The sequence below is a fragment of the Bacteroidota bacterium genome (assembly GCA_016718825.1).
In the GTDB taxonomy this organism is placed as follows: Bacteria; Bacteroidota; Bacteroidia; order J057; family JADKCL01; genus JADKCL01.
Genome location: JADKCL010000065.1, coordinates 115,288 through 135,533, shown reverse-complemented (window position 1 = coordinate 135,533; position 20,246 = coordinate 115,288). Strand labels below are relative to the sequence as shown.

At 50.0% G+C, this 20,246-nt stretch carries 14 protein-coding genes, 1 other RNA gene and 1 pseudogene; 7 read left to right on the top strand and 9 right to left on the bottom strand.

All coding sequences use genetic code 11. From position 1 onward, the window contains the following. Positions 1–21 precede the first annotated feature (21 nt). From IPN95_29550 to IPN95_29535, 4 genes are all read left to right on the top strand, one after another. Entirely contained in the window at positions 22–315 is a 294-nt protein-coding gene (locus tag IPN95_29550) for a MoaD/ThiS family protein (protein MBK9453457.1), read from the top strand. A 228-nt stretch (positions 316–543) separates the two neighbouring features. Beyond that, entirely contained in the window at positions 544–1,704 is a 1,161-nt protein-coding gene (gene moeB / locus IPN95_29545) for a molybdopterin-synthase adenylyltransferase MoeB (GenBank protein ID MBK9453456.1), read from the top strand. A 9-nt stretch (positions 1,705–1,713) separates the two neighbouring features. Then, positions 1,714–2,283 (top strand): YeeE/YedE family protein, encoded by a 570-nt coding sequence (locus IPN95_29540; GenBank protein ID MBK9453455.1) that lies wholly within the window; start codon positions 1,714–1,716, stop codon positions 2,281–2,283. A gap of 5 nt (positions 2,284–2,288) precedes the next feature. Then, positions 2,289–2,711, top strand: coding sequence for a YeeE/YedE family protein (locus IPN95_29535; GenBank protein ID MBK9453454.1), 423 nt, complete (start codon positions 2,289–2,291; stop codon positions 2,709–2,711). A gap of 25 nt (positions 2,712–2,736) precedes the next feature. On the opposite strand, the gene IPN95_29530 is transcribed toward IPN95_29535, so the two are convergent. The 5 genes from IPN95_29530 to IPN95_29510 form a co-directional block, all read right to left on the bottom strand. Beyond that, positions 2,737–5,274, bottom strand: a complete 2,538-nt coding sequence (locus IPN95_29530; protein ID MBK9453453.1) for a hypothetical protein — start codon at positions 5,272–5,274, stop codon at positions 2,737–2,739. A 298-nt stretch (positions 5,275–5,572) separates the two neighbouring features. Further along, positions 5,573–5,939: a transfer-messenger RNA gene (gene ssrA / locus IPN95_29525) on the bottom strand. A 184-nt stretch (positions 5,940–6,123) separates the two neighbouring features. Then, positions 6,124–7,305: a DUF1573 domain-containing protein gene (locus IPN95_29520; protein ID MBK9453452.1), complete on the bottom strand. Its 1,182-nt coding sequence runs from the start codon at positions 7,303–7,305 to the stop codon at positions 6,124–6,126. Positions 7,306–7,375: 70 nt separating this feature from the next. Then, positions 7,376–9,625 (bottom strand): HDIG domain-containing protein, encoded by a 2,250-nt coding sequence (locus IPN95_29515; GenBank protein MBK9453451.1) that lies wholly within the window; start codon positions 9,623–9,625, stop codon positions 7,376–7,378. Positions 9,626–10,244: 619 nt separating this feature from the next. Further along, positions 10,245–10,571 (bottom strand): hypothetical protein, encoded by a 327-nt coding sequence (locus IPN95_29510; protein MBK9453450.1) that lies wholly within the window; start codon positions 10,569–10,571, stop codon positions 10,245–10,247. Positions 10,572–10,903: 332 nt separating this feature from the next. On the opposite strand from IPN95_29510, the gene IPN95_29505 reads away from it, so the two are divergent. The 3 genes and pseudogenes from IPN95_29505 (at position 10,904) to IPN95_29495 (ending at position 14,877) form a co-directional block, all read left to right on the top strand. Further along, entirely contained in the window at positions 10,904–12,085 is a 1,182-nt protein-coding gene (locus tag IPN95_29505) for an acetyl-CoA C-acyltransferase (protein ID MBK9453449.1), read from the top strand. A gap of 120 nt (positions 12,086–12,205) precedes the next feature. Next, positions 12,206–13,528 carry a hypothetical protein gene (locus IPN95_29500; GenBank protein MBK9453448.1) on the top strand — a complete coding sequence of 441 codons (1,323 nt, stop codon included), beginning with the start codon at positions 12,206–12,208 and terminating at the stop codon, positions 13,526–13,528. 484 nt (positions 13,529–14,012) lie between these two features. Next, positions 14,013–14,877: pseudogene (locus IPN95_29495) on the top strand (3-hydroxybutyryl-CoA dehydrogenase). Positions 14,878–15,130: 253 nt separating this feature from the next. Here the strand turns inward: IPN95_29495 and IPN95_29490 are convergent. The 4 genes from IPN95_29490 to IPN95_29475 are packed head-to-tail and all read right to left on the bottom strand — an operon-like array spanning position 15,131 to position 20,134. Then, on the bottom strand, positions 15,131–15,949 hold the full coding sequence (locus IPN95_29490; protein MBK9453447.1) for a hypothetical protein: 819 nt from the start codon (positions 15,947–15,949) through the stop codon (positions 15,131–15,133). Between the two features lie 27 nt (positions 15,950–15,976). After that, a complete protein-coding gene (rseP, locus tag IPN95_29485) occupies positions 15,977–17,419 on the bottom strand; it encodes an RIP metalloprotease RseP (GenBank protein ID MBK9453446.1) in 1,443 nt (480 codons plus the stop codon). Between the two features lie 20 nt (positions 17,420–17,439). Then, on the bottom strand, positions 17,440–18,612 hold the full coding sequence (locus tag IPN95_29480) for a 1-deoxy-D-xylulose-5-phosphate reductoisomerase (GenBank protein ID MBK9453445.1): 1,173 nt from the start codon (positions 18,610–18,612) through the stop codon (positions 17,440–17,442). 1 nt (position 18,613) lies between these two features. Continuing rightward, positions 18,614–20,134: a GH3 auxin-responsive promoter family protein gene (locus tag IPN95_29475; protein ID MBK9453444.1), complete on the bottom strand. Its 1,521-nt coding sequence runs from the start codon at positions 20,132–20,134 to the stop codon at positions 18,614–18,616. Positions 20,135–20,246 lie beyond the last annotated feature (112 nt).

The window sequence follows — 20,246 nt, the reverse complement described above, 5'->3', positions numbered from 1 at the left end:
ACCTTTTCACTATTAACTTCTATGGCTACGATTATCATCCCCACTCCGCTTCGCAAATTCACCGCGAATGAAAGCAAGGTAGATGCTTCCGGAAACACTGTCCAAGAGGCATTTACGCAGCTATCTGCACAATTTCCAGACTTGGAAAAACAACTCTTCGACGAGGCAGGAAACATCCGTTCCTACCTGCGCATCTTCAAAGGCAGCACGGACATCCGTACCTTGGAACTGGGCGCAACACCGATATCCTCCGAAACGGTTTTGAGCATCGTTCCCGCCATCGCCGGCGGCCGAGATCCAAACCTGGAACATTAATTATCAATGAATAACCCAACCCTGAGCAGCAAAAGAATTCCATTTTCTATTAGCTGCGCTGAACCCGTAGGGTTTACTGACGTGATATGCTTCTCAATTGACGTCGTCGATTGCTTCGCAATTCTCCATTTTCCATTGCTTGCGTGAACCCTTCGGGTTTACTGACGTGATATGCTTCGCAATTCTCCATTTTCCATTTCCCATTTTCCATTCTCCATTATCACTCCCATGTCCGAAATCTCCTTTTCCAACGCAGAATTGGCGCGCTACAGCCGCCACCTGATCATCCCCGAATTCAACATCGAGGGACAACGTAAACTCAAGGCTGCCAAGGTGTTGGTGGTGGGCACCGGCGGTCTTGGCGCACCTCTGCTTCAGTACCTGAGCGCGGCAGGCGTCGGCACGATCGGCATTCTCGATTTTGATGTGGTGGATGCCTCCAATCTACAAAGGCAGGTGCTTTTTACGCTCGCCGATGTCGGTCGTCCCAAAGTTGAAGCTGCCGTGGACCGGTTGCGCGCCCAAAATCCCTATGTCAATTATGTGCTGCACAACCTGCGGCTCACCTCCGAAAATGCGCTTGAGATCATTGACCAGTACGATGTCGTCGCAGACGGCACCGACAATTTCCAGACGCGTTATCTCGTGAATGATGCCTGTGTCCTCCTTGGAAAAACGAATGTCTACGCCAGCATTTTCCGGTTTGAGGGTCAGGCTTCGGTCTTTAATTACCGCGACAAAAAGGGCGAATGGAGTCCCAATTACCGCGATTTATTTCCCGAACCGCCTCCCGCAGGCTTGGTCCCGAGCTGCGCCGAGGGCGGTGTGATCGGCGTGCTTCCCGGCATCTTGGGCAGCATCCAAGCCAATGAGGTGATCAAAGTAGTCACAGGCGTTGGTGAAACCCTGGCGGGAAGATTGTTTCTTTTTGATGCGCTCACCTTTGAAACGCGGACGCTTGATATCGTCAAAGACCTCCAAAATCCTTTGAATGGGACAAATCCGACGCAGACCGGCCTGATTGATTATGACCAATTTTGCGGGATTCCGAAGGAAAACGAATTGAAACAAGTCAAGGAAATCAGCGTCGCCGAATTGGCTTCCTGGCGCAATCTCAAGGTTGATTTTCAGCTGATCGACGTGCGCGAGCCCTACGAATACGAAATTGCCGATCTGGGTGGCTTGCTGATTCCGCTCAAAACGGTCAGCGACAACGCCGACAAAATTGCGCTGGACAAAAAAGTTGTTGTCCATTGCCGCAGCGGAAAACGCAGTGCGGATGCAATTCGCGTGCTGGAGAGCCAATTTGGTTTCCAAAATCTATACAATTTGACAGGCGGAATCTTGGCCTGGGCTGACGAAGTCGACTCATCCGTCGCAAAATATTGATTTGTGAACATGGAAATACTTACCAAAACTTGGCCTTGGTACGTGGCAGGCCCGCTGATCGGGCTGATGGTGCCGTTGTTGCTGCTGATGGGCAATCGCCAATTTGGCATTTCCGGCAGCATCCGCGACTTTGTGGCGGTCATTTTCAGAAAACGGCAAGGATATTTTGCCTACGAACCTGAAAAGAACAATTGGCGGCTCTGGTTTGCAGTCGGCATCGTCGCGGCGGGATTGGTACTTTCCTTTCTTCCAGGACCTGAAAAAGCCGGTATCGGCGTGGAGGCACAAACCAAATTGGCCTCCCAAGGGGTTACAGTTCAATCCGGTCTGTATCCAACGCAATTGCTCGGGGGCGAAAATGGCTTCTCCTTGACACAGGTATTGTTTTGTATTATCGGCGGGCTACTTGTCGGCTTTGGGACTCGGTATGCAGGTGGTTGCACCTCCGGGCATTCGATCATGGGGCTTTCACAATTGAGCGGGACGTCTTTGCTGGCCACCATCGCATTTTTCGCCGGCGGATTGCTCATGACGCATTTGATCTATCCCTACCTCCTTCCAACGTTGCTTCAACCTTGACCGCCATGAAAAAAGTTCCTTCATTTTTGTACTTCATCCCCGGAATGCTGTTTGGATTTATCCTGCTGCGGGCCGAGGTGGTTTCTTGGTTTCGAATCCAAGAAATGTTCAATTTTCAATCGTTTCATATGTATGGTACGATTGGAAGTGCGGTCGCCGTTGGGGCGATTTCTATTCTATTGATCAAAAAATTCAAGGCAAAATCCTTGGAGGGTCAGACCATCATCGTCACACCGCCCACCTACAGATGGAAAGCAAACGTGATCGGGGGAATGCTTTTTGGTTTGGGTTGGGCGCTGACCGGTGCCTGCCCGGGCCCGGTCTATTCACTGATTGGCGCGCGTAACCTTCCGTATGTCATTGTTTTCTCTGCAGCCGCCTTCGGCGCTGTGCTTTACGACTTTTTGAAGTCCAAATTGCCCCAGTAATGGTGCTGTGTACCAACCGTCTGCTTTAGATTTTGGTCAACCGCGTTACCCACGGAATTCCGGCTGAAGTGACTTTCAGCAGATAACACCCTTTGGCCAATTCCGAAGTGGGAAGCGCGATCTCCGTTGGACCAAGGTCACATTTCAATTCTGAAGCCGCAATTTCCCTTCCTGTCGGGTCAAGCAGCATCCAATTCACTGTTTGTGGCCGTTGCAGGAAAATGCGTAACGTCGCTCCTTCCCGGGTCGGATTGGGAAATACCGTCGAAAATCCCCATGCCTGGGCCACGGATACACCGACGATCATGGAATAGGGATCTGAGAAAGTCGTACATCCCCCGGCACCAGTCACAACGACACTGTAGTCGCCATTCACCGAAGGCACATAAAAGCTTGAGATTGCACCCGGAATCATCATTCCATTGAGATACCATTGATGGCCGAGGCCGGCCGTTGCAAACAAAGTGTCGTTGCTGGCAGTAATTGCGGCCATCGGTGGCGCAATTGCACTAACAAAAACAGTATCAGAGGTATTTTCGCAGCCAAATCCGTTGCCAACCGTCACGACAAATACACCTGAATCCACCACTGAAACCGTGGAACTTATTGCGCCATTGTTCCAATTGTAGCTGGCATATCCAGCACCCGCGTCGAGCACCAAGGTATCCCCAAGACAAAGTATCAGATTTCCTCCCGGAGTGATCACTGGCATCGGCGTGCTATTGGGATTGAAATTGATCGGCAAATCCCCTGTATGAACACAACCGATCGTATCACTTGCAGTGACAGCATAAAGTCCTGAATTCACCACCGTGATCGAATCATTGACCTCCCCCGTCGACCAGTTGTAGGTATCATAGGTCTGATCAAGCCAAAGCCGTACCGTGTCACCCAAACAATAGCTTCCTGCTGTATCTGCCATGATGAAAGGATCAGCGGGAATATGAATGGGAAGCACCAAGGTATCGATCGACTCGCAACCTTGGGCCGAAGTTGTGGTCAACGTGGTGAGCATCGACTGAAAGGTTCCGGGAATGTAAGCATGCGATGGATATTCTGCCGAAGAAACACCTCCGTCTCCAAAGGTCCAGAGAAAATCGAGTTGCATCGGGTTGGCTTCCACCCAAGCAAGCATCGTGTCCATATTGATCAGCTGGGCATGGTTGGAATTGGCTGACCAATCCGTAGCCTCAGCACGCTGTGGAGCTTGGTCAAAATTCAAATAAAGGCCAATCTCGGGTAAGGAAACGGGCAAATCCTTCAGGCTGAGTTCAGATACTTCCGAGGCGGTCAACGCGATTTTCCAATGCACCAACGCATCGACAATGCCTTTAAAATCCCAACTTCCAGGCCCCCCACCGACCCTGACCGGCGTACCAATCGTCAATTCGATGCCGCCTGTGTAGGTGAGCGAATGATCCAGCACCCCGTTGATGTAAATGGACACAGTGGTGCCGTTGACAACCATGGCAATATGGCTCCATTGATGTGCAGGCAAGCTGTCATTGCTTGAAAAGACAGACAACAACGGCCCATTTTGCAACCGGAAATGCAGCCTTCCAGTTACCGGATCAAAGCGAATGATGTATCCGTTTTGTGCCGGCGTTCGCTTTTCAATGACCGTCTGTGGTTGCCCACTCGACGATTCAGGAAAAAGCCAGCATGCGATCGTAAACGTGGGCGAGGGTCGGATCGCCGCGATATCGGGGATTTCCAAATAATCGTCCACTCCGTCAAAAGACATTCCATAGCGAAATGGCCGAAATCGGACGCTGTCAGCGCCGCATATTCTGGGACCACCTGCTTCATATCCGGGGCTGATGCCCTCGGCAATGACGATCGCACTTGTCTGCGACTTGCAACCATTGGAATCGGAAGCCGTGACGGCATAACTGCCATTGGGCACCGCCATCAAATCTTCGGTCGTTGCGCCATTGGACCATGTATAGGAATAGGGTGGTGTTCCACCACCCACCGACAAATCCAACAAGCCGGATACCGAACCACAACCCGGATGTTTGGTTGCGATCGCAGCGATCGGTTGCGGTAATTGTGTCAGCACCACTGTATCCGTGGCAAAGCAACCTGCCTGATTTTGAACATATATGGAATAAACTCCGGCAGCATTGATATTCAAAGTGCTCGTCGACGCCCCATTTTGCCATTGGTACTGCGTGGCACCTTGCAATACAGGCGCAAGTACCCTTCCGATGAAATCACAATACGCTGTATCTGAGCCCAAATCGACGGAAACCGTGGTCGTTGCACCCACGACCACCGTGTCAAAAGCCATACAACCCATTGCATCGGTGGCGGTGACGGTATAGGTTGCGGCAGCCAAGCCCGAAAGGTCCTCCGACGTGGCTCCTGTGGACCATAGGTAAGTCACGGCACCGTTTTGGCCAGAAGCGGTAAGGTTGATGCTGCCATTTGAAAAGCTTGTGCAAGTGGCATTCGTTACGGAATGCGCCAAGGCCAAATTGCAGGTTACGCCTTCGGCAGCGGCACCAACCGGAAAAAGGCTGATGCCAAACAACAACAGTCGGGTAAACATTCGTTCCATAGATCTAGTTCCTCTGCGATCAATTGGTTCTGAACCTCATTGGATTCAAACCATGAGACAACGAGATCAATATACATACAAAGGCACGAATGTCCAAGGATCGATTGATTTGTTGGAATTCCTGGCTGTAAGGAAAATGCACCAAAACAAAAAAGTCAGCACCACCAAGATGAACCTTGGCATTGCTGACTTGAAGAGGAATGAAGCATCAGCGCAAAGTAAGAGCGCCAAACAGCGATGGTTCCAAAGGAAACCAACGTTTCGAACGCTTTACTTGCTGTGCAACTCAAACTCCAATGGGTGGAGGTGCCGGGAGTCGAACCCGGGTCCGGAGAAGGGATCAATGAGCTTTCTACATGCTTAGCCGAATCTATTATTTTTCCTCAACCTACCCGAATGGCAGGGCGTTGGTTGAAGATGGATCCCCTAACTCTTAGGGATGCTTAAGGGCGTCGCATCCCGATCCTGTCATTTGATGAGCGCCTCATAGGTACAGCGGGCAGGCATACCGTACCGAGAGACGTCTAGCTTCCTAATCTAATTAGGCCGCGAGAGCGAACTGAGTGTTGCCAAATATTGTTTGAGGGTTCGCTTTCTAGCGCTACTCCCACAACGCGCTGCATGCTTACTCACCTCAACACATCCCGTCGATTCCATTCACCCCCATTAATCTTGTGCTTGTGAGACAAAAATTTACATTTTCGCCTTTCAAAGAGCAACTGCACCACAGGATGCAATTTGATGGCGTATACGCAAAGCGAAGACGACCGTTTCAAAGTTTATTTCTGAAGTAACCCGGCAAATTTGTCTTCCCTGCAATTCCTTCTTCAACGGTACAAAGGTAATCAACTATTGGGCACCACCAACTCCACTTGCGTGAAAGGGGTCTTTTACCACTTCAACAGTGAATCTGAGCCCGATGGTGGAGTTTTCAATGTCATTGGTGGTAACCGTGATGCTTTTACTTTGCATGCCGACCCTGCCCTTGCTGTCAAATGTGGCGGTGATCGCAGCGCTGTCGCCGGGCGCAATCGCATCGACGATCGGCTTGATGGCGGTGCAGCCGCAACTCGGCTTTGCAGAAAGAATCTTCAACGGCGAATTGCCGGTATTCTTGAAAGTGAAATCATAGACAAACTTCTCCCCTTCGATGATCTTGCCACCTTCCACGCTCGTCGCAGCAAACTCAACGCGGGGCGAATTGGCTTTTTCCTCCTCCGAATAAATCCTTTTGTAATTCCCGCTGATGTTCAGCTCCTTCTTATGACCGGACGCTTCGTCGGTATGGAAGGAGAAATTTTTGGAAAAGTAGCCATTGACATCACCGGCGGCCTTCATGGCTTTCCCCGAAACCTTCACCGAAACCGAAGATTCCTGATCTGGCGCAAGCACTTCGTCCTTAAACTGCATGGTGATTCCCGCCTGCAGCTCGACATTTTCCTTGTTGATCTTTACAGGTAAGGAAGACGTGTTTTTATAACGAAAATCCACCGTAAGTTCCTCCTCCGAACTGAGCCCTTTCACGTTTTCGACAGTTTTTTCGAAGGAAAGCGCACCCCGCGGCATCGAATAGTTGATCGGCGGCGCAACGGGTTTCAATAAGTTTGGCACAGGTGCCTCCACGGTGGCTTCTTCCGTCCCGGGCTTCGCGAGAATGTTGCCTTTGATGTACAGCTGGATCGGCTGCGCAATGTCGTTGTAATTGACTGCCACAGATTTATGAAAAGTTCCGAGACGCTGCGAATTGTAGGAAACCTTGATTTCTCCAAATGCTCCCGGGGCAATGTCGTCCTTGGACCATTCAGGCGTGGTGCAACCGCAGGCGGCCTTCACACCGGTAAGGCGTACGATTTCATTGGAATTGTTTTTGAACCGGAAAACGGTTTCCGTTTTTGCGCCTTGCTCAGCAGTGCCAAAATCGTGGGTCGTTTCCTCGAATGCAATCAAGTCAGGGGCAACGCCTTGTGCCCAAAGACCTGAAGACAAGACAGCAAGAGTCAAAAGAAGAAATATCTGTTTCAGTCTCATCATTGACGCTGATTAACGCATTTACATATCAAAAATACACAAATAATTCCAGCCGAAATAGGAACCATACTTCTCAATCCACGGGATCCCGCAACTCCTCGACTTCCTGCGCCGGATATTCGATGCGGCCATGGTAGATACTCGACAACATGGAAAAGATCACCTGTTTGGCGTCTTCCAAATCCCGGAAAGTGAGATTTGCCTTGTCAAATTGCCGTTGACGCACTTTTGAATCGACGATGCTTTCCACCAATGCCAACAATTTATCCGGGCTATGATCCTTTTGCGCACGGGAAGCTGCCTCAATCGAATCCGCGATCATCAAAACGGCCATCTCGCGCGTGAATGGCAGTGGGCCGGGATATTGGAATTCGTAGATATCGATTTCCTCGCCGGGATGCTCCTCGACATGCTTGCGGTAGAAATATTCTGCGCGTGTGGTTCCGTGGTGCGTTTTGATGAAGTCAATTACTTCTGTGGGCAGATTGTGCTCCTGTGCAAGCCGAATGCCATCTGACACGTGCCGGATGATGATATCGGCGCTTTCATGGTAGCTGACCGCATCGTGTGGATTTTGATGGTCCCCAAGATTTTCAATAAAAAACATGGGATTCAGCATTTTCCCCACGTCATGAAACAAGGCGCCGACTTTGGCTTGCAGGCTATTGCCGCCAATCTTGTTGAGCACGGCTTCGGTGAGGTTCGCGACCTGTATGCTATGCTGAAACGTTCCCGGAGCCCTGACAGACAGCTCTTTCAGCAGCGGATGGTTGGTATCCAGCAATTCGATATAGGTCAGGTCCGAAGTGAGTCCAAAAATCCGTTCAAACACATAAATGATCGGGTACGTGATCAGCGTGAGCATCACATTGAGGCCAAAAAGCAGCAAGTTGATGTATTCGATATTGGCAAAACTTCCGCGCGCGTAGAATTTGTAGCCGACGTAGGAAAAAACGTAGGTCAAAAAGATCAAGGAAAGGGAGATAAAGAAGTCGGCCCGGTTGCGCAGGCGATTGATGCTGTATACGGCGGCGGTACCGCCACTCAACTGAATAAAAAAGTATTCAAAACCATTTGGAACGATCGAGCCTGCAAAAAGAGCCACCATCAAATTCCCGAAAAAGGCAAAACGCGAGTCAAAAAATGCCGAGAGGATGATGGTCACCATGCAGGCAGGCGCAAGATAAATGTAATTCAGCCCTGCAATTTCCTGGGTCAATACGCTCAGCTTCAACACCAACGTGAACACAGCGACCATGGTCAAGAAAACGAGCAGCACCAAGGAAAACTTTCTGGGACTGAAAAACAGTCTTGGGCGGTTGTTGCGGATAAACAGGACCAACAACATGGTCAGGATCGTCACGATGACCAATTGGCCGCTCAAGGTCACAAAGTAGGGTGTGCGTCCATAACGCTCCGCCCTTGCCAACACGTAGGATTTTATCTTGCCTTCGTGCACTTCGTTCACGCGCTCACCCTTGCTGATGATAGTTTCCCCTTTCGCTACTTTGTCTGTCACTGCGGAAACCCGTTGGACAGCCCGCAATTGCTCAGCTTCAGTGGCCTTGGTATCAAATCTTAAATTGGGGCGCATGAGTGGAAGAATCGTCGCCCTGAGCAAGCGCCGTTCCGCGGGCTCCAATCCAGGGTGCGAAGAATTCAGAAATTCTGGAAGTTCGGAAGTCGACAACGCCAAAGCCTTCTGCACCAACCTTGTTTCCGATTTACGCACATAGATCAAGTCGGTGGTAAATGCAGATTTGGAGGTATCGGTGAGACCGGCGGTGTAAACCTCCTTGACAAAGGCGTCTGCCTTGTTGGCAAATGTGACTTTCCAAGAGCGCAAGTCCTCGTGGTCTGCCAAGGACAATTCCGGGTCTACGCCATATTTGTCCTGAATATGCTGACGAAGTTCGATTTGCTCAGGCCCGGTTCCTGCTTCGCGGTAAGCCAAAAAATCTGAAAACGACCGTTCAATCGCTGCTGCTGCTGCAATCCACGTGCGCATGACTACCGTCGAATCCAAAATGAAAACCGGGGGCACACTTTCCTTGGCCAAACGTTTCTCGTCCTCAAACTGCGACTGCGGTTTGTAGATTGCAAAATCAAAATCCGACTTCAATTCGGCAGCTAGCCAAGGCTTGCCCAGTTCGTAGTTGTACTCGGCGACAAAGTCCTTGGGGAGTATAAATGCAGTAATGAGAATAAAAACTGCGATCATGACCCATCGGGCGCGGCTTGTACGCGGGAGCCGCTCGGCCCATTTCAGGCCGCTATTGGAGGATGGAGCATTTCCTCGTCGATTCGGGCCAGCGCTATTCATTGTAATTTTGGATCACGTGGCAAAATAACGCAGAATTCAGCAATACAGGAAACGCCGCCGCAGGATCCCAACGCATTCCGACCACGAACAGAAAGTTTCGTAGCCACAATACAATAATCCAGAGGCTCAATTCGTTTGAGAGAAAAATACGCCGGAAGCGGCAAGCAGGTCAGAAGCAAGAATGTTGAGAAACCGAACCGGGGTGCCTACTCGGTTCGTTTCTTTTTAAGTGCATGCGAAAAGGCCCCTATCTCAGTTCCGTCGAAGACAAGGTATTTGGACAACTACGACAATCTCTAGCGTTGATTGGATTTTCGATAAAAAACCGAAGCCACCAACACCGGGCGGCGTCAGTGGCTTCTATTCATTAAATCAATCAACTGCTCTTTCTACGCAGACCGTAAAAGCAAGGTTGCAGGATCTTGAAATTTATTTCGTTTTTTTTCAGAAGGTCGGGGAAGTGGATCGATTGGGTAGGTATAAAAAACAGGATCGCCGAAATATGGGGGTTCCAGCGATCCTTACTAACCATAACAAACAAACCTGAGGCAAAGATATAGCCGTTTTTCCTAAATGCAAGTGTTTGCCCAGAAATTTTTGAAGAAATTGAGAAAAAATTTCAAAAAGTGCCCCAGGAGCCATTTTGGGCCACAAAAAATTTTATCGGTTCAGAGAGACAATTCGAAGGAAGGCCCGAGGCGCTAGTGTCGGGATCGAAATTGCATCCTCCCAGCAAAGCCCCATGCAACGGAGAGGTTGATGGATGTACCTGCGCATTCAGCAAATCAGAACTGCGAAGCACATCACGAAGTCCTTTGAAAATAGCCAATACTGAGTATATCAGCGAAGCTAAACGAAGTTCAGCGAAGCTCATTGCAATTCCAGCAACGCTGAAGGAAGCATCAGGAGGAAAATTAGAAGCTGATTTGGGGAGATCGAAACTCAATTCGAGAGCCGATCAGGTAGGTATAAAAAACAGGATCGCCGAAATATGGGGGTTCCAGCGATCCTTACTAACCATAACAAACAAACCTAAGACAAAGATACACCCAGTTTTGAAACCTGCAACATTCCGATCGAGAAATTTTTCTGATTTCTGGGGTTTTTAGCGCAACATATTGATTTTGAATGAGAAAAATTTTCTCCAAAAATGGAAGCAAAAGCAGCATCGCTGCGATGGTGCCTCAAAAAATTCGTAGAACAATCATCTCTACCTTGGGTTTTGAATTCATGCCACGAGGCTCTAATTTTGAAGCATCAGTAAAATCCAAAGGATCTATGAGTAAAGAAGTCTATATCATCGCTGGGGTCAGGACCCCGATCGGCAGTTTTCAAGGGGCGCTCTCCTCTGTTTCTGCCACACGCCTCGGCGCAGCGGCCATCAAAGGTGCGCTTGCCAAGGCTGGAATCGACCCTTCCCACGTGGATGAAGTCTATATGGGCAACGTTTTAGGTGCCAATCTCGGCCAAGCCCCAGCCCGTCAGGCAGCGGTTTTTGCAGGCTTGCCCCACAACGTCATCTGCACTACCATTAATAAGGTCTGCGCATCCGGCATGAAGTCAATCATGCTTGCAGCCAATGCCATCACCCTCGGTGACGCACATATTGTCGTCGCAGGTGGCATGGAAAGCATGAGCAACGTGCCGCATTACCTCGGCCAATCCCGCACAGGCTACAAACTCGGCCATGGCGAATTGACCGATGGCATGATCAAGGACGGTCTTTGGGACGTGTACAACAACTACCACATGGGCAATGCCGCCGAACTTTGCGCCAAAGAGTGCAATGTTTCCCGCGAAATGCAAGACGAATTCACCATTGAATCCTATAAGCGTGCCCAAAACGCGATCGCCCAAGGATTTTTCAAAGGCGAAATCGTGCCCGTCGAAATTCCACAACGCAGCGGCGTGCCTGTGATCGTCGATACCGATGAAGAGCCTGCACGTGTTTCGTTTGACAAAATTCCTGGTCTCAAACCAGTGTTTATCAAGGATGGCACCGTCACAGCTGCGAATGCATCGACACTCAACGACGGCGCGTCCGCGTTGATTCTGGCAAGTGCTGAAGCAGTCGAAAAGTACGGTTTGAAGCCGATCGCCAAGTTCCGCGCCGGCGCGGATGCAGAAAAAGCACCTGAATGGTTCACCACGGCCCCTTCGGATGCGATTCCAAAGGCCTTGGCCAAAGCAGGCGTGACCAAGGATCAGATTGATGCTTGGGAAATCAACCAGGCATTTGCGGTGGTTTCGATCGCCAACGAGCAAATCCTTGGATTGGACCGGACGAAGGTCGACACTTGGGGCGGCGCTGTGGCGCTCGGGCATCCGCTCGGCAGCTCGGGCTCGCGTATCGTGGTCACGCTCCTGAGCGTGCTCGCGGCAAACGGCGGCAAGTTGGGCGCTGCAGGCATTTGCAACGGCGGCGGTGGCGCAAGCGCGGTCGTCATTGAAATGCTGTAACCTTTAATGATTCTATAAGATATCCCAGTGCGGGGCGTTGAATGGAGGAGCAACAGAATTGCAGCCCGTCATTCGACGCCCCACCTGATTTTCAAATAGCGACACTTTATCTACCGGTCAATGATTTTCAATCGCTTGTCTTTGCTGAATACCAGTTTTGTTTTCCTGTTTTTTGCATTCAGCATGCCCATTTTTGCCCAGGAAAAGGATCCTGACGCCAACAAAACCATCCAACAGGTCGAAAAAGAGCTCGCGCCGATGGCACGGATGATGCTCAACGATACTTCGACCACAAAAAAAATCGAACTGAACAAGGAGTTTATTGTGCGCATGACGAACCTGCTCGCCCGAGAGGAGAGCTATGATTACCCCTTCGATTCGCTCAAGACCATTTCCCATCTGCGGCCCGACGACAATAGCTTCCGCATTTTCACATGGTACATCATGGACAATCCGACCCAAGCCTACTATGCCGACAATGCGCATTATTATTTTGGCTTGGTGCAACGCAAATACACCGGCGTCAATGGAAAAACCTATCAATTGGTGATTCCGTTGATGGAATTGGAGCAAGTTCCTAAAGGCGTCGAAAGCATCGTCTTGGACAATCTCAGCTGGTTTGGTGCGCTCTATTACAAACCCAAGGATGCCCAGACCATTCCGCAGTACGACGGATTTTACTACAAGCTCACGCCGGGCAAGGGCGAATTGAAACGCGATCCGAGTAAAAAGGAAGAAGTTGTGACCTTCATTCCCAATAAATACCGTGGACGCACGCTCACAACCGCCGATCAGCCAAAATACAGCAACTACAAACGTGTGAAAACCGACATGCGCTACTATTTGCTGATGGGATGGAATGGTTGGGACAATTCTGCGAATTACAAAGTGGTGGATGTGCTTTCATTCGACGAAAAAGACAGCACGAAGGTCAATTTTGGTGCGCCGATCTTCTATTTTGACCGGATTCCAAAGGCCCGAGCATTGTTCAAATACGCGGACAATGCTTCTTTTACGCTGAATTACGGCAATGTCAAAAGAGGTCCACTCCGGATGATGAGCAAGCGAATGCTGGTGTACGATCACCTTGCCCCGCCTCAAAAAGCGCGTCCAATTGATCAATTTGACATGGGTCCCGACGGCTCCAACGACGCCCTCTCCTACTACGGCCGTTACGGCGGGTACTTCGAATGGTACCGCAACGTGAAGACGACCGACAAGTACGATTCGCGGAAGCATGCCAAGGAAATGGCCAAACTCCAGGCGGAATATGCCAAAGGCGACAGCACCCTCCCCTACTACGATCAGATGATGACCCCGCGGCAGATGAAACAAAGCGAAAGGGCATCTGACAAAGCCGCCAAAAAGCAACGCGAAGAGCTGGAAAAGAAGCTGAAAGAAAGCGGAATTGAAATTCCGAAGCCGAAAAAAGAGGAAAATTGAGTTCAGAGAGCAGAATCCAGCGAGCAGAGTTCAGAGCCTCTTGGTCATTCTGAGCGCAGCGAAGAATCTCTAAGTCAAATAGCAATTGACACTGACCATCGTAGCGCTGATTCCGTGGAGAGTAGAAAGTTGAGCGTTCCTGATTTTCAGCGGAGTACCACAAAATTGCGACGCAACCACTTTTCGCGGTGCAACTCCTATCTCATCGGGGCGAATTCTTTGCGGTCCTTTGCGTTAATGAAGCGGTAAGGGAACAAGCAAGCTGAATCAAGTGTCGACGCAATTGATTCTCATTTCTCTCATTTGCTTGCGCGATTGCTTCGCAATTCTCATTTCTCATTTGCTTGCGCGATTGCTTCGATTTCTCATTTCTCATTCTCATTTCTCATTTGTTCACCCTTTTTTCTTTTTCATGGAGTTCACGATTGCTGCGCAATTCTCATTTCAACACTAACTTGCAGTCCAATTCTCAACTTCAGAAAACATGATCGAAAAATACAGGAAAGTAGCAGTGATCGGTGCCGGCACAATGGGCAACGGCATCGCGCACGTTTTTGCGCAGAGCGGATACGATGTGAATCTGATCGACATCTCGGAGGCTGCCATCGCCCGCGGGCGTGACACGATTTCCAAAAACATGGGATCGTCAGGTCAAAAAAGAGACCATGACCGAAGCCGAAAAAGCCTCCGCTCTCGGTCGTATCCAAGGATTTACCGACATGGCATCCGGTTTGGCCGATCGTGCCCTCGTCGTGGAAGCCGCGACCGAAAACCTGGACCTCAAACTCAAGATTTTCGGTCAAATGGATCAGCATGCACCTGCCGATGCCATCCTCGCGACCAATACCTCCTCGATTTCCATCACCTTGATTGCCTCCGCGACCAAACGTCCGAGCAAGGTGATCGGGATGCACTTCATGAATCCTGTTCCGTTGATGAAGCTCATCGAGATCATCAAGGGCTACGACACGACGGCCGAAGTGCTCCAAGACATCATGGACCTCAGCCGCGACCTCGGCAAGGATCCGGTCGAAGTGAACGATTACCCTGGCTTTGTCGCCAACCGCATCCTCATGCCGATGATCAACGAGGCCATTTATACCCTCTATGAAGGCGTAGCAGGCCGCGACGAAATCGATACGGTCATGCGCTTGGGCATGAACCATCCGATGGGTCCGCTTACATTGGCCGATTTTATCGGGTTGGATGTCTGCCTCGCGATCCTACGCGTGCTCCACGACGGCTTTGGCAATCCCAAGTACGCCCCTTGCCCCTTGTTGGTCAACATGGTCAATGCCGGCCACCTCGGTCGCAAAACCGGCCGCGGATTCTATGACTACGGGAAGTGAAAAGTGAAAAACTAAAAGTGAAAGGCGGAACAAGTGACCTATTTCACCGCATTTAAGTTGTAAGTGAAAAACTAAAAGTGAAAAGTGTTCAGCATGAAACTGGAAACTTTTCACTTTCAGGTAGTTGAAAAACTAAAAGTGAAAAGTATTCAGCATGAAACTGGAAACTTTTCACTTTCAGGTAGTTGAAAAACTAAAAGTGAAAAGTATTCAGCATGACTCTGAAAACTTTTCACTTTTCACTAATCACTTTTCACTTCTTAGCGCCGGGCAAAGACTGCGTGATGTAGTCCCCTAGGAAACCAAAGTTGTCCTGCACGATCTTGTTGAAGTCGTCGGTTGCGCTGTTGTATTTTGCGGTGATCACGTCTCCGTAAATCTGCTTTCCGTCGGGACGGAAGACGTTGTAGTGGATCTTGATCTGACGCGCAAACTTGCCGAGGTCGCGGTCAATGCACTTAGCATAATCCGTTTTGATTTCAAACTGATTGACCGTCACGATGTAATCGGGTTGGTACATTTGATTGAGGCGTTCAAGGTAGGCGCCATTTTTCCAGTTGAGTTTCATGTATTCCTTGTCCTCTTCGTCGACGGTGACATAGGATTCCATTTCATTGAGGGTGGTCGGTTCTTTGCCACCGCCAAGCTGCTTCCAACGCTCCTTCATGGCTTTCATGACCGTTGCTTGCTTTTTGGTCATGGCGCGCGTAGGCGTTTCGTAGGCGTAACTGACATTGTCATAAAACTCATTCAGCGCCACTTGATCCACCGAATCCTTCATCTGGGCGAGGTTGATCGGCTCATAGTTTTTTTCCATGGATGCCTCGGCAGCGTAGTCCAAGCCTAATTGATAGGCTTTGCGCACGTCTTTGACGTCCATTTTGGTGGCGGCTCCGACTTGTTTGTCGCAGTCGCTGAAGTAATAGCGTAGTTGGTGGAAGGGTATCACCAGAACCTTCATTTTGGGTTCGGTAGATTCGGGGCCGTCATCGCTTTGCAGCACCGTGGATTGTGCCAGCAGCCCAAAAGGCAGCATGGCCGTGAATACGAGGATAAATACGAGGTTTTTCATAGGATTTCTAATTCTCTAATTCATAGGCTAAAACAATTTTAGAATATCGTTTCCAATGACAAAGGCCATCAATGCAAGCACCATGAAAAAGCCGATGTACATGACCACTTCCTTGATTTTGATCGGAATCTCGCGGCCGATGATCCCTTCGATGCTGAGGATCAAAACATGCCCACCGTCCAATACCGGAATCGGAAGCAGGTTCATCACCGCCAAAACCATCGACAACATTCCCGTGAGCTTCCAAAAGAATGTCCATCCGCCAGCGTCGAAGCCCGAACCATAAATGCGTGCGATGCCGATAGGACCCGACATGCTTTTGGAAGCATTCACCTTGCCTGTTGCCAAGGCTTTGAGGCCTTTTACATTGTTGGTGACTTCCGCAAAAGCGGCTGAAACGCCTTTAGGAATGGATTCGAAGAAAGAATACGTCACGGTATCCTTCAGCACCTCAACGTTGGGGCCAATGCCAAAATAGGAAATGGGTCCGCTGACAAGCGAATCAAACTGACCTTTATAGGTTTCGTCAAACCAAGAATATTCTACCCTTGGGGTCACGACAAACGTCATCGGCTTGCCTTCGCGCGTCACATCAATTTTGACGGTTTGCGCTGCGTGTTCCTTCAAATATTTACGCAAATCGAGGAAGCGGTTCATTTTCACACCATCGATGCTGACGAGGACATCGCCTTTGCGCATCCCCGCACGATATGCTGCCGTAGGTGTCGGCTTACTTCCGGGCGCGGCTTTTGCGTCTTTTGCGGAATCTTCGGGGGAAGACGGGAACAAACTTGGGCCAAAGTCAGGCGAAAACAGTCCTCCACCCTCAGCAGCGTTCTGGAACTCATCCAAAAAACCGTCACCCAAGGTGATTTTTTCCGTTTTACCGTCAGCATGCTTGACTTCGAAGTATTTACCTTCATCCACCAACTTGGCCGGATTGGAATAGTCATCCAAATTGGGATAAACGTCGCCGCGGTAGTTCAAAATCTGATCCCCCGTCCGGAATCCCTGCTTGTACATCAGCGAGGTTTCAGGAACATAGATGCCATTGGTCAAACGATCCATCGGAATCACCGAGTCCCCGACGAAAAACTTCAAGCCGATAAAAATGACGCAACCCAGGACGACGTTCATGAAAATACCGCCCAACATGACGATCAAACGCTGCCAAATCGGTTTTGCGCGGAATTCCCAAGGCTGTGGAGGTCCTTGCACCTGCGTTTCGTCCATGCTCTCATCAAGCATGCCCGCGATTTTGACATAACCACCCAAAGGAATCCAACCGATTCCGTATTCCGTCTCGCCTTTTTTGACGCTGAAAAGCTTGAATTTGTAGTCAAAAAACAAGAAAAATTTCTCAACCTTGATCTTGAACATGCGGGCAGCCCAGAAGTGACCCGCTTCATGGATCACAATCAAGATGCTCAGCGCCAACAACATCAATCCTATCGTACGAAGTAATTCCATTTCAAAAATGCGTCTTGTATCTAAATATGTTTTGTAGCGACTTGGTCCAGAACCCAAGCGCGTGCCTGTCGATCCGTTTCAAACAATTGTTCCAACGTCGCCTCGGGCAAATGGTCCAAAGCCTTCATGGCCAAGCCATTCAAGTCTGATATTTCTGTAAAACTGATTTTTTCTTCCAAAAATAGTCGCACCGTCACCTCATTGGCGGCATTGAGGATGCAAGCAGCATTGCCACCCATCGCCATGGCTGAGTAGGCATGCTTCAAATTGGCAAACACATCACGGTCAATGTCTTCAAAAGTCAGCGAAGGATATTTGGAGAATGGAAACCGTGGCCAGTCGTTTTTCCCGCGATGCGGAAAAAGCAGTGCATACTGAATCGGCAAACGCATATCCGGCAAACCCATTTGCGCCTTCATGCTTCCATCTTCGAATTGCACCAAGCTGTGGATGATCGACTGCGGATGGACGACAATGTCTATTTGATCGTCGCGCAGGCCAAACAACCATTTGGCTTCGATGACTTCGAGGCCCTTGTTCATCATACTTGCCGAATCAATCGTGATTTTGGCGCCCATGTCCCAGTTGGGATGCTTGAGGGCTTGCGCTTTGGTCACTTTGGAGAGCGCAGCGCGGTCATATCCTCGAAACGGACCGCCCGAAGCCGTCAAGTAGATCTTTTCAATCGGATTCTGCTGCTCACCGACCAGACACTGGAAAATTGCACTGTGCTCGCTGTCGACCGGCAAAATGCTCACCTTGTGCTCCTTGGCAAGGTCCGTGACCAGTTTTCCTGCGACGACCAGCGTTTCCTTGTTGGCAAGCGCGATATGTTTCCCATTTCGAATCGCATTCAACGTCGGCCGTAAACCTGAAAATCCGACCAAAGCCGTGAGGACGATGTCGATCTCGTCCATGGCGACAACTTGCTCGAGGGCGTCTTCGCCCGCGAATACTTTGATCGGCAGGTCTTCCAAAGCATCACGGACTTGTCCGTAAAGCGCTTTGTTCACGATGACGACCGCATTGGGCACAAATTTTCTCGCTTGGGCAATGAGCAAATCGGCATTGTGATGCGCGGTGAGCACGCTTACAGCTAAAAAATCACTGTGAAGTTCGATGACCTCCAATGCCTGCGTGCCGATGGATCCTGTCGATCCCAAAATGGCGATATGGCGCTTATTCTCTTCCAAATTAACTGATGGTAGGGGTTTGCCCGTTGATGATGTACTCCATTAACCAATCGGCAATCTTTCTGTTATTGCTGAGTCTCGGAAATTTGTTTTGGCCTCCGAGCTTGCCTTGTGAGCGCATATAATCACGTGTCGCATTGCGTTTCAAAACCCTGATCACGACCGGTTTGAGCATCGAGCCCGTCCGCAAGTCGTTGTAATAAGCGTTTTGCTTACGCATTTCATGGTCGAGGGTTGCCGTAAAGGCCTCCATATCGGCCGGCAAACGGTCAAAATCGACAAACCATTCGTGGTAGCTCTCCCCTTCTCCGGGCAAAACCATCGGCGCAACGGTAAATTCGCTGACTTCGGCCTGCCCGATTGCACAAGCTGCCACCATGGCTTTGTTGACTTCCTCCGAAATCACATGCTCGCCAAATGCACTGATAAAATGCTTGACGCGGCCGGTCACGCGGATGCGATGCGGGCTCAGACTCACAAACTTGACGGTATCCCCAATGTCATAAGCCCAAAGTCCGGCATTGGTGCTTACCACCAAGGCATATTGCTTGTCCAGTTCCACATCTTCGAGTCCCAAACGGCGCGCATCTGGATTTCCGTACTCTTCGACCGGAATGAACTCGTAATAGATGCCATAGTCGAGGTTCAGGAGCAATCCTTGGTTCTCCAAGGTATCCTGAATCGCAAAAAATCCTTCGGATGCCGGAAAAACCTCGACGATATCGAGTTTTCCTTCAAAAAACTTCTTGAAAACGGGCGCATACGGCGAAAAATCCACGCCGCCTTGCACAAATACACTCAAATTCGGCCACTGTTGCAGCGGCATCTTGCCTGTGCGGTCATACAAACGCTCAAAATACATCTGAACCCAAGGCGGAATGCCTGAAATCAGGCGCATATCCCGTCCCATGCTTTCATCGATGATCTTTTCGATCTTTTCTTCCCAGATTTCGATGCAATTGGTCTCGTAGCAGGGAACTTGGTTGCGCTTGAGGTAGGATGGAATAAAGTGATTGACGATTCCCGAGAGCCGTCCGACCTGCATCCCCCATTCGTTTTTCTCCAACACGGGACTGCCGCTCAGAAACATCATATTCCCGTCCAAAAAGCTCGTGTTCCCGGAGGAAACCATGTACAACATCAGCGCGTCGCGCGCGCCAAGCAGTTGATACTTGATCGAATCCTTGGTGATCGGAATGTATTTCGCGCCACTGACGGTTCCCGAGGTTTTGGCAAGGTAAAGCGGTTTTCCCGGCCAACAAACGTCTGGCACACCCCGCCGAATCATGAGAAAATACTCCAAAGCGGCCTCATAGTCACGTACAGGCACCCGCGCACGGAATTCGCGAGGGCCGTTGATGACGGTAAATCCGTGATTTTTCCCGAATTGTGTGTCGGCAGCCTTGGCAATGAGTGCCTTCAGGGTACGGTGCTGTGAACCCACAGGGTCGAGATGCACCTTGCGGATGGCTTTTGCCCTTTGGCGGGCCCAGATTTCGGCTACTTTGCGCTTGATACTCATCTCGAATCGGTCGCATCAGCTTGAGGCAGAGCGACGTACTTTTCCACAGATGTGGATATTGCCAGATTGTAAAAATAGGTGATCCAAATCAAATTCTAATGGGAGATTCACA

Excerpts from the sequence above, each read along its gene's own strand:
- IPN95_29550 (MBK9453457.1), top strand. The coding sequence starts at position 22 with ATGGCTACGATTATCATCCCCACTCCGCTTCGCAAATTCACCGCGAAT.
- moeB (MBK9453456.1), top strand. The coding sequence starts at position 544 with ATGTCCGAAATCTCCTTTTCCAACGCAGAATTGGCGCGCTACAGCCGC.
- IPN95_29540 (MBK9453455.1), top strand. The coding sequence starts at position 1,714 with ATGGAAATACTTACCAAAACTTGGCCTTGGTACGTGGCAGGCCCGCTG.
- IPN95_29535 (MBK9453454.1), top strand. The coding sequence starts at position 2,289 with ATGAAAAAAGTTCCTTCATTTTTGTACTTCATCCCCGGAATGCTGTTT.
- IPN95_29530 (MBK9453453.1), bottom strand. The coding sequence starts at position 5,274 with ATGGAACGAATGTTTACCCGACTGTTGTTGTTTGGCATCAGCCTTTTT.
- IPN95_29520 (MBK9453452.1), bottom strand. The coding sequence starts at position 7,305 with ATGATGAGACTGAAACAGATATTTCTTCTTTTGACTCTTGCTGTCTTG.
- IPN95_29515 (MBK9453451.1), bottom strand. The coding sequence starts at position 9,625 with ATGAATAGCGCTGGCCCGAATCGACGAGGAAATGCTCCATCCTCCAAT.
- IPN95_29505 (MBK9453449.1), top strand. The coding sequence starts at position 10,904 with ATGAGTAAAGAAGTCTATATCATCGCTGGGGTCAGGACCCCGATCGGC.
- IPN95_29500 (MBK9453448.1), top strand. The coding sequence starts at position 12,206 with ATGATTTTCAATCGCTTGTCTTTGCTGAATACCAGTTTTGTTTTCCTG.
- IPN95_29490 (MBK9453447.1), bottom strand. The coding sequence starts at position 15,949 with ATGAAAAACCTCGTATTTATCCTCGTATTCACGGCCATGCTGCCTTTT.
- rseP (MBK9453446.1), bottom strand. The coding sequence starts at position 17,419 with ATGGAATTACTTCGTACGATAGGATTGATGTTGTTGGCGCTGAGCATC.
- IPN95_29475 (MBK9453444.1), bottom strand. The coding sequence starts at position 20,134 with ATGAGTATCAAGCGCAAAGTAGCCGAAATCTGGGCCCGCCAAAGGGCA.